This is a genomic window from Bacillus sp. TH30 (assembly GCF_016650875.1).
GTDB classification, from domain to species: domain Bacteria; phylum Bacillota; class Bacilli; order Bacillales; family Bacillaceae_G; genus Bacillus_A; species Bacillus_A mycoides.
The window spans coordinates 3,718,962-3,731,249 of sequence record NZ_JAEKEY010000002.1 but is presented as its reverse complement, the minus strand read 5'-3'; the positions used below and the strand labels follow the sequence as shown (position 1 = coordinate 3,731,249).

The 12,288-nt window shown below is 36.1% G+C and carries 18 protein-coding genes; 8 read left to right on the top strand and 10 right to left on the bottom strand.

Annotation, left to right across the window (positions count from 1 at the left end):
- Window positions 1-16: 16 nt before the first annotated feature.
- Window positions 17-298 (bottom strand): YqhV family protein, encoded by a 282-nt coding sequence (locus JFU20_RS21460; protein WP_000816054.1) that lies wholly within the window; start codon window positions 296-298, stop codon window positions 17-19.
- Window positions 299-476: 178 nt separating this feature from the next.
- Between JFU20_RS21460 and JFU20_RS21455 the strand changes: the two genes are divergently transcribed.
- Complete coding sequence (locus tag JFU20_RS21455; RefSeq protein ID WP_002067098.1) at window positions 477-1,058, top strand: GNAT family N-acetyltransferase; 582 nt, start codon at window positions 477-479, stop codon at window positions 1,056-1,058.
- A complete protein-coding gene (locus JFU20_RS21450) occupies window positions 1,039-1,359 on the top strand; it encodes a hypothetical protein (RefSeq protein ID WP_002015052.1) in 321 nt (106 codons plus the stop codon). Before JFU20_RS21455 ends, JFU20_RS21450 begins: the two co-directional genes overlap by 20 nt.
- Before the next feature lie 35 nt (window positions 1,360-1,394).
- Here JFU20_RS21450 and efp read toward each other — a convergent pair whose 3' ends face one another.
- The 4 genes from efp to JFU20_RS21430 are packed head-to-tail and all read right to left on the bottom strand — an operon-like array spanning window position 1,395 to window position 4,021.
- A complete protein-coding gene (gene efp, locus JFU20_RS21445; protein ID WP_002015051.1) occupies window positions 1,395-1,952 on the bottom strand; it encodes an elongation factor P in 558 nt (185 codons plus the stop codon).
- Between the two features lie 21 nt (window positions 1,953-1,973).
- Window positions 1,974-3,035, bottom strand: coding sequence for a Xaa-Pro dipeptidase (gene pepQ, locus JFU20_RS21440; protein WP_002015050.1), 1,062 nt, complete (start codon window positions 3,033-3,035; stop codon window positions 1,974-1,976).
- 4 nt (window positions 3,036-3,039) lie between these two features.
- Window positions 3,040-3,480: a type II 3-dehydroquinate dehydratase gene (gene aroQ / locus JFU20_RS21435; RefSeq protein ID WP_002015049.1), complete on the bottom strand. Its 441-nt coding sequence runs from the start codon at window positions 3,478-3,480 to the stop codon at window positions 3,040-3,042.
- A gap of 55 nt (window positions 3,481-3,535) precedes the next feature.
- The gene (locus JFU20_RS21430) at window positions 3,536-4,021 is read right to left on the bottom strand and encodes a YqhR family membrane protein (protein WP_002015048.1); all 486 of its coding nucleotides are present in this window, start codon (window positions 4,019-4,021) and stop codon (window positions 3,536-3,538) included.
- A 244-nt stretch (window positions 4,022-4,265) separates the two neighbouring features.
- Between JFU20_RS21430 and JFU20_RS21425 the strand changes: the two genes are divergently transcribed.
- Both JFU20_RS21425 and JFU20_RS21420 read left to right on the top strand, forming a co-directional pair.
- Complete coding sequence (locus JFU20_RS21425; protein ID WP_002015047.1) at window positions 4,266-5,186, top strand: DUF1385 domain-containing protein; 921 nt, start codon at window positions 4,266-4,268, stop codon at window positions 5,184-5,186.
- A gap of 79 nt (window positions 5,187-5,265) precedes the next feature.
- Complete coding sequence (locus JFU20_RS21420; protein ID WP_002015046.1) at window positions 5,266-5,667, top strand: SA1362 family protein; 402 nt, start codon at window positions 5,266-5,268, stop codon at window positions 5,665-5,667.
- 78 nt (window positions 5,668-5,745) lie between these two features.
- Here the strand turns inward: JFU20_RS21420 and JFU20_RS21415 are convergent, their stop codons facing one another.
- The 3 genes from JFU20_RS21415 to splB all read right to left on the bottom strand — a co-directional run bounded on the left by JFU20_RS21415 (window position 5,746) and on the right by splB (window position 8,034).
- The gene (locus JFU20_RS21415) at window positions 5,746-6,393 is read right to left on the bottom strand and encodes an HAD family hydrolase (RefSeq protein WP_201038882.1); all 648 of its coding nucleotides are present in this window, start codon (window positions 6,391-6,393) and stop codon (window positions 5,746-5,748) included.
- Window positions 6,394-6,446: 53 nt separating this feature from the next.
- The gene (gene mntR, locus JFU20_RS21410) at window positions 6,447-6,875 is read right to left on the bottom strand and encodes a transcriptional regulator MntR (RefSeq protein ID WP_001143080.1); all 429 of its coding nucleotides are present in this window, start codon (window positions 6,873-6,875) and stop codon (window positions 6,447-6,449) included.
- Between the two features lie 133 nt (window positions 6,876-7,008).
- The gene (gene splB / locus JFU20_RS21405) at window positions 7,009-8,034 is read right to left on the bottom strand and encodes a spore photoproduct lyase (protein WP_002015042.1); all 1,026 of its coding nucleotides are present in this window, start codon (window positions 8,032-8,034) and stop codon (window positions 7,009-7,011) included.
- A gap of 156 nt (window positions 8,035-8,190) precedes the next feature.
- Between splB and JFU20_RS21400 the strand changes: the two genes are divergently transcribed.
- From JFU20_RS21400 to JFU20_RS21390, 3 genes are all read left to right on the top strand, one after another.
- Window positions 8,191-8,508 (top strand): PadR family transcriptional regulator, encoded by a 318-nt coding sequence (locus JFU20_RS21400; protein WP_000556081.1) that lies wholly within the window; start codon window positions 8,191-8,193, stop codon window positions 8,506-8,508.
- Between the two features lie 5 nt (window positions 8,509-8,513).
- Window positions 8,514-9,185 (top strand): DUF1129 family protein, encoded by a 672-nt coding sequence (locus tag JFU20_RS21395; protein WP_002015041.1) that lies wholly within the window; start codon window positions 8,514-8,516, stop codon window positions 9,183-9,185.
- Between the two features lie 200 nt (window positions 9,186-9,385).
- On the top strand, window positions 9,386-10,225 hold the full coding sequence (locus JFU20_RS21390; RefSeq protein WP_002015040.1) for a hypothetical protein: 840 nt from the start codon (window positions 9,386-9,388) through the stop codon (window positions 10,223-10,225).
- Between the two features lie 28 nt (window positions 10,226-10,253).
- Here JFU20_RS21390 and JFU20_RS21385 read toward each other — a convergent pair whose 3' ends face one another.
- A complete protein-coding gene (locus JFU20_RS21385) occupies window positions 10,254-11,090 on the bottom strand; it encodes a lipoate--protein ligase family protein (protein ID WP_002015039.1) in 837 nt (278 codons plus the stop codon).
- Window positions 11,091-11,260: 170 nt separating this feature from the next.
- Between JFU20_RS21385 and JFU20_RS21380 the strand changes: the two genes are divergently transcribed.
- A complete protein-coding gene (locus JFU20_RS21380) occupies window positions 11,261-11,644 on the top strand; it encodes a rhodanese-like domain-containing protein (protein ID WP_002015038.1) in 384 nt (127 codons plus the stop codon).
- 37 nt (window positions 11,645-11,681) lie between these two features.
- Here JFU20_RS21380 and JFU20_RS21375 read toward each other — a convergent pair whose 3' ends face one another.
- On the bottom strand, window positions 11,682-12,218 hold the full coding sequence (locus tag JFU20_RS21375; protein WP_002165082.1) for a hypothetical protein: 537 nt from the start codon (window positions 12,216-12,218) through the stop codon (window positions 11,682-11,684).
- Window positions 12,219-12,288 lie beyond the last annotated feature (70 nt).

The following is a 12,288-nucleotide window of genomic DNA, read 5'->3' as shown; positions in this document are numbered from 1 at the left end:
CACTATACTCGACTTACTATTTCAACAACGCGATAAAAATGCAGCCAATTCCAAGTGCTAGAAAAAAGAGTTTCAAGAAAGAAATCTCACTTGCTACACTCGCTATGCCAATTGTCATTGTTAAAATTAATACGGTCGGTCCAACAAACGCCAACATACCATTTATAAACAATGCTTTCTTTGCATCATTCACGTAAAGCATAAGCAAAGCGGCGAATATTTCCGCGCTTCCTGAAAACAACCGAAGTAACCCCATAACAAGCACGGATGTTTCCATTGCCGCTAGCCACTGTTTCATTCTCCCACCTTCTCCCATAACAGTTACTACTTCCTTATTCTGAAAAAGAATATATTTGTACAACCATATGCAGAGGTTGTCTATTTCAGAAGTAAAAACATAATTTTTCTCTATCGACTTGATTTAAAACTGAATATTCCAATTAATTTATGGTATATTTAATAGAAAAGGAGCATAGATGATGAAGCAAGTTACTTTATTACCGCTCGATTTACGATATGCAAATGTGATTTTTGAGCTATCAAGCAATCCACATGTAAAAAATGCATTAGGGATAAAAGTAGAATCAGTGGAAGATACAAAGGCGTTCATTCTTTTTGCAATTGGAGAGGAACGAAAAAAACACTCCTTATCAAGAGTGATTGTAAGTGAGGAAAATGAAATAATTGGCCTCACGACACTTAAACATATTAATTACGAAAAAAAGCACTCACATATTGGAAGTTGGCTCGGCTATCAATATTGGGGAAGAGGATATAACGAATCTGCTAAAAAAGAGATCTTTAAAATCGCTTTTTTAGACTTGCAACTTACATACGTATTTGCCGGTGCTAAAACGACTAACATTCGCTCTTTAAAAGCACAAGAGAAACTACCTTACATTTCATTACATGTGGAAAAACAATTTCTAGACGTACATGCTGCTTTAGAAAAAGAAGTAAAATCACCTTGCGTACTGCATGTTGTATCATGCGAAAAATTTTCAAATTGGTTGAAAGTACAAAATGAGGGGGGAAAATATGAAGGGATTGAAAATTAGTTTAACAATTGTAGTAGAATTAGCTATTATTTATCTTTTTTCAAAAATGGTTGGCTGGTCATTTATGGAGAGCTTTTTCCTTGGCAGTCTAGCAATATTTGCAATTACGTGGTTAATTATTATGAGTAACTTTAGAAATAACAATATGGATCATGTAACGAATAAAACTTTTACCGGTATTGAAACTGGTGAAATACGCCCGTTTCAAATTGTTTTGACTCCATATATTATGGGTACCCTTTCACTCGTCACAGTTAGTTTTGTTATAACCGCAATTTACTATCTTCCCTACTTCCTATAAAAAAAGCACTCGTGATAATCACGAGTGCTTTTCTACTATGCACGAGAAACGTATTTACCTTCACCAGTGTTGATGATAAGCATTTCGCCTTCGTTAATGAAGATTGGTACTTGTACAACAAGACCAGTTTCTAATTTAGCTGGTTTTGTTACGTTAGAAGCTGTGTCACCTTTAATACCAGGCTCTGTTTCTGACACTGCTAATTCAACTGTGTTCGGAAGTTCAACACCAAGTACTTCATCTTGGTATGTCATAATAGATACTCCCATGTTTTCTTTTAAGAATTTTAATTCGCGCTCGATTTGGTTTTCGCCAAGTTCGATTTGCTCATAAGTTTCGTTATCCATAAATACGTGAGACTCACCGCTCGCGTATAAGTATTGCATACGACGGTTTTCGATGTGTGCTTTTTCTACTTTTTCACCTGCACGGAATGTTTTCTCTTGAACAGATCCTGTGCGAAGGTTACGTAGTTTAGAGCGAACGAATGCAGCACCTTTACCTGGCTTTACGTGTTGGAAATCCATTACTTGCCAAAGGGCATTGTCCACTGAAATTGTTAAACCTGTACGAAAATCGTTTACTGAAATCATGTAAAAAAATCCTCCTGTGTATTACAAAATAATAAGTTCTTTTGGTGATTTCGTTATTACTTCATTACCTTCACTTGTTACAATGATATCATCTTCAATACGTACCCCGCCAACACCTGGAATATAAATACCTGGTTCTACTGTTACAGCCATACCTGGTTCAAGTACTGTATCAGAACGGAACGCTAAACCTGGTGCTTCATGGATTTCAAGACCGATTCCATGACCAGTAGAGTGTCCGAAGTATTCACCATATCCTTTTTCCGTTATGTAATCACGCGTTAATGCATCAGCCTCACGACCCGTTAAACCAGCTTTAATACCGTTCACACCACGTAGTTGTGCTTCTAAAACGATATTATAAATTTCTTTTAATTTATCAGATGGTTCACCGACTGCAATCGTACGAGTAATATCAGAGCAATATCCTTTGTAATAAGCGCCGAAGTCTAATGTAACGAAATCTCCTTTTTCTATCACTTTTTCAGATGCCACGCCGTGCGGTAATGCCGAACGAAGACCTGAAGCAACGATAATATCAAACGAAGAAGATGTTGCTCCTTGTTTTCTCATGAAAAATTCAAGTTCATTTGACACTTCAATTTCAGATACTCCCGGGCGAATGAATGATAGAATATGCTCAAAGGCAGCATCTGCAATCTGTGCAGCTTCCTTTAATATCTTAATCTCTGAATCAGTCTTTATCAAGCGTAACTTTTCTACAAGCCCAGAAGTTGGGATGAATTCAGCTTCGATCGCTTCATTATGCGTTACGTAAGAGCTATATGTAAGAGTATCTTGCTCAAATCCTAGCTTTTGAATTCCAAGTTCTTTAACTTGTTTCGCAACTTCATCAAGAATTAATCCTGCATGCTGCACTATTTCGTATCCAACCGCTTGCTTACTAGCTTGCTCTACATAACGGAAATCTGTAATAAATAGAGCACGCTCTTTTGAAATTAGTACAACACCAGCTGTTCCTGTGAAATTCGCCATATATCTACGGCTATGTTCATTCGTTAATACGATACCGTCAATACCAGCCTCATCAAACGCACTTCTTAATCTCTCGATCTTTTCCATTACTTTATGCCTCCCTCAATTTCTCCATTAATGCAAATAACGCTAACTTATAGCCATAAAAACCAAATCCAACAATTTGTCCCGCACAAACAGCCGCCGTCACAGATTCGTGACGGAACGATTCACGCTGGTGAATGTTAGAAATATGTACTTCAATAACAGGAATCGAAATGCTCGCAATTGCATCTCGAATCGCATAGCTATAATGCGTAAATGCTCCAGGATTTAAAATGATCCCTTCATATATATCTTCAGCCTCATGAAGACGATCGATAATAGCACCTTCATGATTCGATTGGAAACATTCTAACTCCACTCCCATTTTCTCTGCTTCGTGTTTCATATCTGTTTCAAGCGTCGCTAACGTTCCTTTTCCGTATACATTTACTTCCCTAACGCCAAGGCGATTTAGGTTAGGACCATTTACGAGGAGTAACTTTTTCATTTTCTTAAAACTCCTTAATATTAAAAAATGTCTATACGACATTTTAACATAGGAATCACTTATTTGAATAGTTTGTCTTCTCGACCCCTTCTCCTCTATTTGTATTATTCGATTCGAATGCTACAGAATACGAAATAAAAACACCATATAATATAAAGATACATATTGTCGTTACAATTGTTTCTTTCGGTAAATGGAGTGCACTTTTAATAACAGGTGCCATTAGCCCCATCCCCAAAAATAATAATGCCCACCAAAACAAACCGTATAGTACGCCAGGGAATACTCCTTCAAACTTTTTAAAAAGGGCTTTATAGAGAAATGCCACTAAAATTGAAAGAAGTCCCATACAAACGATACCTAGTACATTTCCCCAAACCCCTTCTTTCCAATCTCCAAATGCAAACGGTAAAAGTAAATAGTTAGGTCCAGCTTCTGTAAATGAGAATATATGAAGGAAATACCATATACCTCCCCAAAATAAGCCACCAAATAAACCAATTTGTACAAAGTTTCTTATTGTTGATTGTTCTTGATTCACATTGACACCTCCGCTCACTAGTATGCCCGAAACTATTTTGAGGCATGTTTAAATCCTGCAAAATTTGTCTATAAAAAGAATAAGAAATGTCCGACTCTCGTAACATTTTCCCTTGTCATCTGCCTGTATTTGTCGATAAAATAAAGGAAACTCGGTGATTGTCTTATTTCAAGATGACAAAACCAAGTATGACAATTGCCTCTTTTTCTACATAAGAGAGAAACAAATACAGGTTGGTGTTAACATGGCAGAAGAGTCAAAACAAATATATGGCGGGCAGGCAGTCATAGAAGGAGTTATGTTTGGTGGTAGAGAATATACTGTTACAGCGGTTCGTCGTAAAGATAAATCGATTGAATTTTATCGTTTACCACGCGTTCGTAATAAAGCATTGTCTCTACTAAAGAAAATTCCATTTTTACGAGGTATTGCCGCTATTGTGGATGCAAGTGCGAATGGAGCGAAACATTTAAACTTTGCTTCAGAACGATTTGATGTCCACCCAGAAGAAGATGAACAACTTGCAAATAAAAAAGAAGAACAATCAAAATTAACGATGGTATTAGGAGTTGCAGCAGTTGGCGTTTTATCGTTCATATTCGGTAAAGTAATTTTCACAGCAGTTCCTGCACTTTTAGCTGAATTAACGAGACCGATTTTCCCATCTCATACAGGGCAAATCATTGTCGAAAGTGTCATTAAGCTCATGCTATTATTGAGCTATATATACTTCATTTCTTTAACCCCACTTATTAAGCGGGTATTTCAGTACCACGGTGCGGAACATAAAGTAATCAATGCTTATGAGAATAATCTTCCACTGACTGTAGAAAATGTTCAAAAGCAAACTCGCCTCCATTATCGCTGTGGCAGTAGCTTTATTATATTTACAGTCATTATTGGAATGTTTGTCTATTTCCTCGTCCCTACAGATCCGCTTTGGGCAAGGGTAGTAAACCGAATTTTATTAATTCCAGTTGTTCTCGGTATTTCTTTTGAAGTATTACAATTTACCAATCGATTACGAGATGTCCCTGTTTTACGAGTACTTGGATATCCAGGATTATGGCTGCAACTATTAACAACGAAAGAACCAACAGATGATCAAGCGGAAGTTGCAATCGCATCGTTTGAAGAATTATTACGTTTAGAAAACAAACAATAATTATTTAAAAATGGTGTTCAACTCCTTTCCTCATCGTTAATATACTAATTTTAATATATGTTTTTAGGAGGTGTCCCTTATGAACGGTCGTTCGTTTACATTCGCTATATTTGTGCTTATTATCGGATTGGCAATATTCGGCCTTGTTTCATCTGTTATTACAAATCCAATGGAAGTATTGAAAAACATTGGTATCATGTTAGCTGTCGTCGGTATCTTTTACTTACTCTACAAAATGTTTACAAACTCTAGTGGTTCTGCAAATTCGCAAAGCTCATATAAGCGTGCAGCGAAACAATCGAACCGCAAACACGGGAAACAAAATGTAGCACCCCTAAGTAATTCTTTCTTGAAACGAAATGCTTCTGATGACAAGGGGAAAAAGGGTAATTCTCCATCGTTGAAAAGAAAAAGAAAACAATCTCATTTAACTGTCATTGAAGGTAAAAAAAACAAAAAGAAAGACCGTGCTTCCTTTTAGGAAATACGGTCTTTTTTATCTCAATTAGTATGGGCAAATAATCAGTGGGGATGAGAAAAGCCCCGACTGATTAAAGTTTCACTTTATATGTTGAAGTACTTCTTTCAAACTTTTATCTTTCATACTTTCGATACGAAGGTGATGGTTTTCAAATTGTAAATTTCTTGTCACATCATTAGGTACGACGACACATTTTAATCCTGCTGCCACCGCTGCTTTCAATCCATTTAATGAATCTTCAAACACAACAGCTTCTGATGGTTCAATTCCTAATTCTCCTATCGTAACTTTATAAAGAGCTGGATCTGGTTTTACCTTCTCTACATCTTCTCGCGTTTTAATCACTTCAAAATAATCTCTAATTTGTAGCTCTTCTAAAAAACGAACGACCCACTCCCTAGATGAGCTAGAGGCTAATGCGATTTTCAATCCAAGTTCTTTCGCTTCTTCTAAATATTCTTTTACCCCGTCACGCGCTTTTGGTATTTTCATTTTCTCTTTATGTAAAGTTGTTACTTTTCCCTTTAATGCATGCTCGTTAAATTTTTCTTTTAATTGCTCTTTTAAATATGCATAAAGCACTTCATCTGTCGTTCCAATACATTTTGCAAATTCCTCTAAAGGTAACTCGCCGCCGTATTCACGAACAGCATCTCTGAAAGAGTGAAACCATATTGTTTCTGTGTCCACAATTAATCCATCAAAATCAAAAATAATCGCTTTCATGATTCTCCCGTCCTTTTCGATTGAAATAAAAAAGGAAACGCCACACGTTCCCCTTAATTACTTTTCTCTTCATTTGCTTTTTGAACACCACGAAGTGTTTCTACTCGAACTTCATCTTGTTCAAAGTATTGTACTAAATCACCGATACGGTCAATTGATTCCCAACTTAAATGATGTTCAATTCCTTCTACATCATTATAAATTTTGCTTTCATCCACACCGATAATGCGCATAAACTGTTCTAACAATTCATGACGATATACGAGACGTTCTCCGATTTTTTTACCTTTTGATGTTAATACAAGCCCTCTATATTTTTCATAAATTAGATATTCGTCTTTGTCTAATTTTTGTACCATTTTTGTTACAGAGGATGGATGTACACTAAGCGCTTCAGCAATATCAGATACACGGGCATAACCCTTTTCATCAATCAACAAATAAATTTGTTCAATATAATCTTCCATACTAGGGGTAGGCATCGGTTTCCTCCATCCAATTTCATTTTGCTTATTCCGTACGAAGCAATCAATAAAATGATACACCAGAAAGAATAACGTGACAAGGTGGAAACGAGCCTAAATATATAAAACAAAAAAAGAATCTAGATTCCCCTTATGTAAAATATTGAATTTCTGCATCGGGAAAATACTCATATATATAACCTCGTATTGTTTCTTCTAATACTTCCACATCATCCTTTTGATATACATATTTCCCAATACCGTATCGTCCCCATTTATATTTCCGCTTCTCTTCATCCATTTCAAGTTTCGTATTCGGATAACGTTCTTGAATGACTTTTTTGGCTGGTTTCGTAAAACGATGTTGAATTAATTCGAACGTTAAATTTGGTATCGTCATGTCTTTTAACGCATTGTACAATCGTTCAAACAATTCACGGTACCCTTCTTCCCACCCTTCATGCATATAGATTGGCGCAACAATAAAGCCAAGAGGATAATTAGCCCCCGCTACTTTACGAGCAGCCTCAATTCGCTCTTCAAATGGCGATGTCCCTGGTTCAAAGTTTTTAATAACATAACGTGAATTAATGCTAAATCGAAAACGCGTTTTCCCATTATGCTTTGCATCTAATAAATGATCAACATGCGAATATTTCGTAACGAAACGTAAACGTCCATGTTCACTTTCTCCGATAAACTCTATCGCCCGCTTTAATGCATGTGTCAAATGATCAATTCCAACGATGTCTGATGTACACGCCGCTTCAAATCTTGTTATTTCAGGGGCCCTTTCATCCATATATTGCTTTGCCTTCTCAAATATTTCATCTAGATTCACATACACCCTTACGTAAGGTTTGCTCCCAAGTGTCGTTTGCAAATAACAATAATGACAATGCCCCATACATCCTGTTGCAAGCGGGATTGCATATTCAGCTGACGGTTTTGATGTATCGAACTTTAACGTCTTCCTCACCCCAACGACAAGTGTTGCTTTTGCATTACGATACTTTTGCAATTCATTTTCGCCTGGAAAATTTCTAATTTGATTGTGTGATGTCGTTTCACGAATTTCCAATCCCATCTTCGTAAATTTCTCATAAAGCTCTTTTCCAAGCGGATATTCGAGTGCCCTCGGTTCAAAGTAAACGAGTTTTGGCATAAATGGTTTCATGTGCTTCCCTCCTCTCGTTAGTATGGGAAGCACATGAAAATTAACACAGATTAAAGTTTTCCACTTCAGTAACTTGCGTTGCAAGTTACTGACTGTTATAATTCGGATAACAGCTACCTTGCAAGGCAAGTTACCTGGATAAAAGGTGGTGAAATCATGCACAGCCAAATGTTAAAAGGTGTACTAGAAGGTTGCATTCTATATATCATTTCACAAGAAGAAGTGTACGGATATGAACTAAGTACAAAATTAAATAAACACGGCTTTACATTCGTAAGTGAAGGAAGCATCTATCCTTTATTGTTACGCATGCAAAAAGAGAAACTTATTGAAGGAACATTAAAAGCTTCCTCACTCGGTCCAAAACGAAAATATTATCACGTAACCGATAAAGGATTAGAACAGCTTGAAGAATTTAAAAAAAGTTGGGGAATGGTTTCAACGACGGTAAATAACTTATTACAAGGGGAGTGATAGGGATGAAGGCGAAAGACATGGTTGAATTGAACAATAAAAAACGCGAACTTCTAACACCTGAAAACGAAGCTGCTTACGGTGATATGCTAGTATATCTTCGGTTATCTAACGTACCCGAACAAAAATTAGAAGAACTTTTATTAGAAATATTAGATCATCTCATCGAAGCACAAGCAGAAAATAAAAATGCTTATGATATTTTCGGAAATGATTTACGATCTTACTGCGATGAACTTATATCAGCTTTACCAACCCAAACAAAGCTAGAACAAACTTCTTTAATCGGTTTTGTTATTAGCTTACTTCTTGCTATACAGTTTGGAATAGATGCACTTGTTTCGACTTTCATTTTAATCTTTGGGAAGAATATCGAACAATTAAGCCCAGCTTTTAGCATCCCTGGAACCACTTTGTTCGTTTCACTTATTATACTAGGTATACTTTTCATTTTATATTTATTAAAGCGCTATTCCTTTAATCAAAAGATGAATTGGAAAAGAAGGATTCTATTTGGATTCGCATTTGCTACTCCATTTTGTTCAGCTGTATTTTTAAATGTCTATTTTAAAAAACAACCTTATCTCATTTATCATCTAACCTTTTGGCAAAACGCCTTAATCGCTATCCTATTTTTTATTTTATATAAATTACTATACAAAAAATCAAATTTTTAGCAGCCCTTCAAACGGCTGTTTTTCTTCTGTATAATTTTACAAATTGAAAAATTTCATAAAGAAAATAAGAAAAATGCAAAATAATTAAAGTTAATTGTTGACGTGATGCTTTTATTATCGGTATCATAAATCTTCGTGAGCAATTATTTTTCGTTATACGATTTTTTTATTATTATTGAATTTTTGAGAGGAGAAATTTGATGTCAGTTAAGAAGAAAACGCAAGTACGCACCGGCAAAATGGTACGTGAACTAATGTTAGCAGACGAAGATGTAAATGCTTCGCTAATTATGGTATATAGTGAAAACGGTGTAAACGCAGAAATTAAAATCGAGGGCTTAACGCCAAAATGTAACGAAGAATTATTTTTGAGCGGAAACGTGGATTGGAACAAGAGTGTTATTTATAAAATTGTTGATTTCACTGGGAACGCTGAGGTTGGTAAAGTTACATTAACAGCGATGAACAAAAACAATGTTTCTCTAGAAGTTGAACGCGTTATGTGGAGCAAAGAAAATAAAGAAGCTGCTGAGCAAGAAGAAACAGTTGTAGAAGCTACTCCGAAAAAAGAAGTAGTTGTAGAAGCTCCAAAAGCAGTTACACCTGCTCCAAAGCCTATTACGCGAGTAGAAACACCTGCTGCACCTAAACCTACTCCGGTACCAGCGCCGAAGTCAGTAAGTGTTGAAGCAGCTATAGAACTATCTACTCCAGCACCTGTGAAAAAAGCAGTACCTACTCCAGTTACAAAGCAAGAGACAGCACCGGTTACTCCTGTAAAACCGAAGCAACCTGCTTTGACTGAAACAAATACAAAACTACAAGAAAATTATGTTAAACTTGTGAAAAAGACAATTGAAGTTTGTCAAGATTACGAGCTTGGCATCGACATAGATGATTCTATTGAAGGATTAAAAAAAGAGCTACAAAGCCAAGGTATTAGCGTTACATTCGACAAAGAAATTATGGACGTTGTAAATCGCCTTCGTTCTTTACAAGATAAAGGAATCAAAGTAGAAAAAGTACTTAATTTACTATAAAAATAAGGAGATGGCGGTCGCCATCTCCTTATTTTTTATAATTCCATTCATTACTTTCATACTTCTCTTTTGCTAAAGTTTGAACTTCATGAAGCTGTTCTTCTGTTAGTTCATACGGCACAAGCTCTATATCTAAACCTTTTTCAAATCCAGTTTCAAACGCTTTAATTAACTGTTCAATCGTAAATGTGCGGTCTGTTAATTCATTAATCGCTACCGCTTTAGAAGAAAACATGTTTTTCATACGCTCTTTTACTCGCTCATTTGGGAATAAAAATAGGTCGTATAACTCATCTAAATCTATTTCTAACGGAATAGAACCGTGTTGTAAGATAACACCTTTTTGACGTGTTTGGGCACTACCCGCGATTTTTCTTCCTTCAACTACAATCTCATACCAAGATGGTGCATCAAAACATACTCCTGAACGCGGATTTTTTAAATTCTCACGATCCGCTTCTGTTTTCGGAACTGCATAATACGCTTCTAATCCTAATGCCTTAAAACCGTCCAATAAGCCTTGCGAAATAATTCGGTATGCTTCTGTAACTGTTTTTGGCATATTCGGATGATCTTCAGACACAATAACACTGTACGTTAATTCTTTGTCATGTAGTACACCCCTGCCGCCTGTTTGACGACGAACGAATCCATATTTCTTTTCGTTAACTACATCCATATTTATATCTTTTTCAACACGCTGGAAATACCCGACTGTTAATGTTGGTACTTCCCATTCATAAAAACGAATTGTTGGTGACATTTTCTTTGCACTTTGCCAATTTAATAAACATTCATCTAACGCCATATTAAATGCTGGTGAACATTGACCAGAGTTAATATAACACCATTTTTCTTTTCCCATCCTGCACCTCATATAACCAATTATTTTTCACATTCTCTAGTCTACCAAATTCGACAAAATTTGTGAAAGAATACGAAATTTCTTCTTATATACAAATGAATCTGTTGCATAAATACATATGGGCATTATAATATTGAAAGTAGGATAAGAAAAAAGGGAGCGATAGAATCGTGTCAACAAACTTGATTATTATACTAGCCGCAATTGCAGCATTCATCGGCTACACTGTATGGATGTATTTCTATCAGAAAAAATTAATTAAAACACTTTCAGAAGATGAATTTCGCGCTGGCTACCGTAAAGCACAGCTTATCGATATTCGCGAAGCGGATGAATTTAACGCGGGACATATTTTAGGTGCGCGTAACATTCCATTATCACAAATTCGCCTTCGCCACAAAGAACTTCGCCAAGATCAACCGGTTTATTTATATTGCCAAAGCGGATTCCGTACAGGTCGTGCAGCTCAATACTTAAAAAAACAAGGCTACACAGATTTCTACCAATTAAAAGGTGGATTTAAATCTTGGTCAGGAAAAATTAAAAAGAAATAATATACAAAAAACTAGCTGCACAGTGCAGCTAGTTTTTTCATTCCATATTGTTCGCAATGTACAGCAGATTTTGTTTAATCACATCTTCAGCTTTCTCATCTACATTACGATATAATAGCTGATATTCAATCCCCTTCTCTTTCCATATAAGCGTAGCAAATTCGTCCCCTCGCTCGTAATCATCCTTATTTTTAAAATAAGCAGGTGCTCCATTATTCAATTTCATTTGTTCTTGAAATCGATTTTCTTCTACGAGGTATGGAAAACTGTAAGAAAAGTTGGCCACTGTTAATTCTATATAATCGTGCCTTCCTTTCTCTTGTTGCTTATATTTAATCGTTAAGACAGCATTCTTCTTTCCCATCGTTCTTACCTCTCCCTGCACATCACTCGTAATGTCATAAGGTAAAAACGTTGGAACTTTAAACTTCGCCGGAAAATATTTTGGAAGTTCCTTTAGCGGAATCGGATCAGTAACACGGTCCTTAGCCCCTCCTGTTGTTCCTACAAATGTTTTTTCTTCTTGCATCGTTTGCTGAAATGAACATGAGCTAAGTATTACACTAGAAAACACGAAACAAATGATTCCTTTTTTCAATTTGTTTCCGCCCTTTCATACCGCTCTCTTAACGAGTGAAGCGTTT

What these genes read in the sequence shown, in the direction of transcription:
- JFU20_RS21460 (WP_000816054.1), bottom strand. Translation starts at nt 298, where the DNA reads ATGAAACAGTGGCTAGCGGCAATGGAAACATCCGTGCTTGTTATGGGG.
- JFU20_RS21455 (WP_002067098.1), top strand. Translation starts at nt 477, where the DNA reads ATGATGAAGCAAGTTACTTTATTACCGCTCGATTTACGATATGCAAAT.
- JFU20_RS21450 (WP_002015052.1), top strand. Translation starts at nt 1,039, where the DNA reads ATGAAGGGATTGAAAATTAGTTTAACAATTGTAGTAGAATTAGCTATT.
- efp (WP_002015051.1), bottom strand. Translation starts at nt 1,952, where the DNA reads ATGATTTCAGTAAACGATTTTCGTACAGGTTTAACAATTTCAGTGGAC.
- pepQ (WP_002015050.1), bottom strand. Translation starts at nt 3,035, where the DNA reads ATGGAAAAGATCGAGAGATTAAGAAGTGCGTTTGATGAGGCTGGTATT.
- aroQ (WP_002015049.1), bottom strand. Translation starts at nt 3,480, where the DNA reads ATGAAAAAGTTACTCCTCGTAAATGGTCCTAACCTAAATCGCCTTGGC.
- JFU20_RS21425 (WP_002015047.1), top strand. Translation starts at nt 4,266, where the DNA reads ATGGCAGAAGAGTCAAAACAAATATATGGCGGGCAGGCAGTCATAGAA.
- JFU20_RS21420 (WP_002015046.1), top strand. Translation starts at nt 5,266, where the DNA reads ATGAACGGTCGTTCGTTTACATTCGCTATATTTGTGCTTATTATCGGA.
- JFU20_RS21415 (WP_201038882.1), bottom strand. Translation starts at nt 6,393, where the DNA reads ATGAAAGCGATTATTTTTGATTTTGATGGATTAATTGTGGACACAGAA.
- mntR (WP_001143080.1), bottom strand. Translation starts at nt 6,875, where the DNA reads ATGCCTACCCCTAGTATGGAAGATTATATTGAACAAATTTATTTGTTG.
- splB (WP_002015042.1), bottom strand. Translation starts at nt 8,034, where the DNA reads ATGAAACCATTTATGCCAAAACTCGTTTACTTTGAACCGAGGGCACTC.
- JFU20_RS21400 (WP_000556081.1), top strand. Translation starts at nt 8,191, where the DNA reads ATGCACAGCCAAATGTTAAAAGGTGTACTAGAAGGTTGCATTCTATAT.
- JFU20_RS21395 (WP_002015041.1), top strand. Translation starts at nt 8,514, where the DNA reads ATGAAGGCGAAAGACATGGTTGAATTGAACAATAAAAAACGCGAACTT.
- JFU20_RS21390 (WP_002015040.1), top strand. Translation starts at nt 9,386, where the DNA reads ATGTCAGTTAAGAAGAAAACGCAAGTACGCACCGGCAAAATGGTACGT.
- JFU20_RS21385 (WP_002015039.1), bottom strand. Translation starts at nt 11,090, where the DNA reads ATGGGAAAAGAAAAATGGTGTTATATTAACTCTGGTCAATGTTCACCA.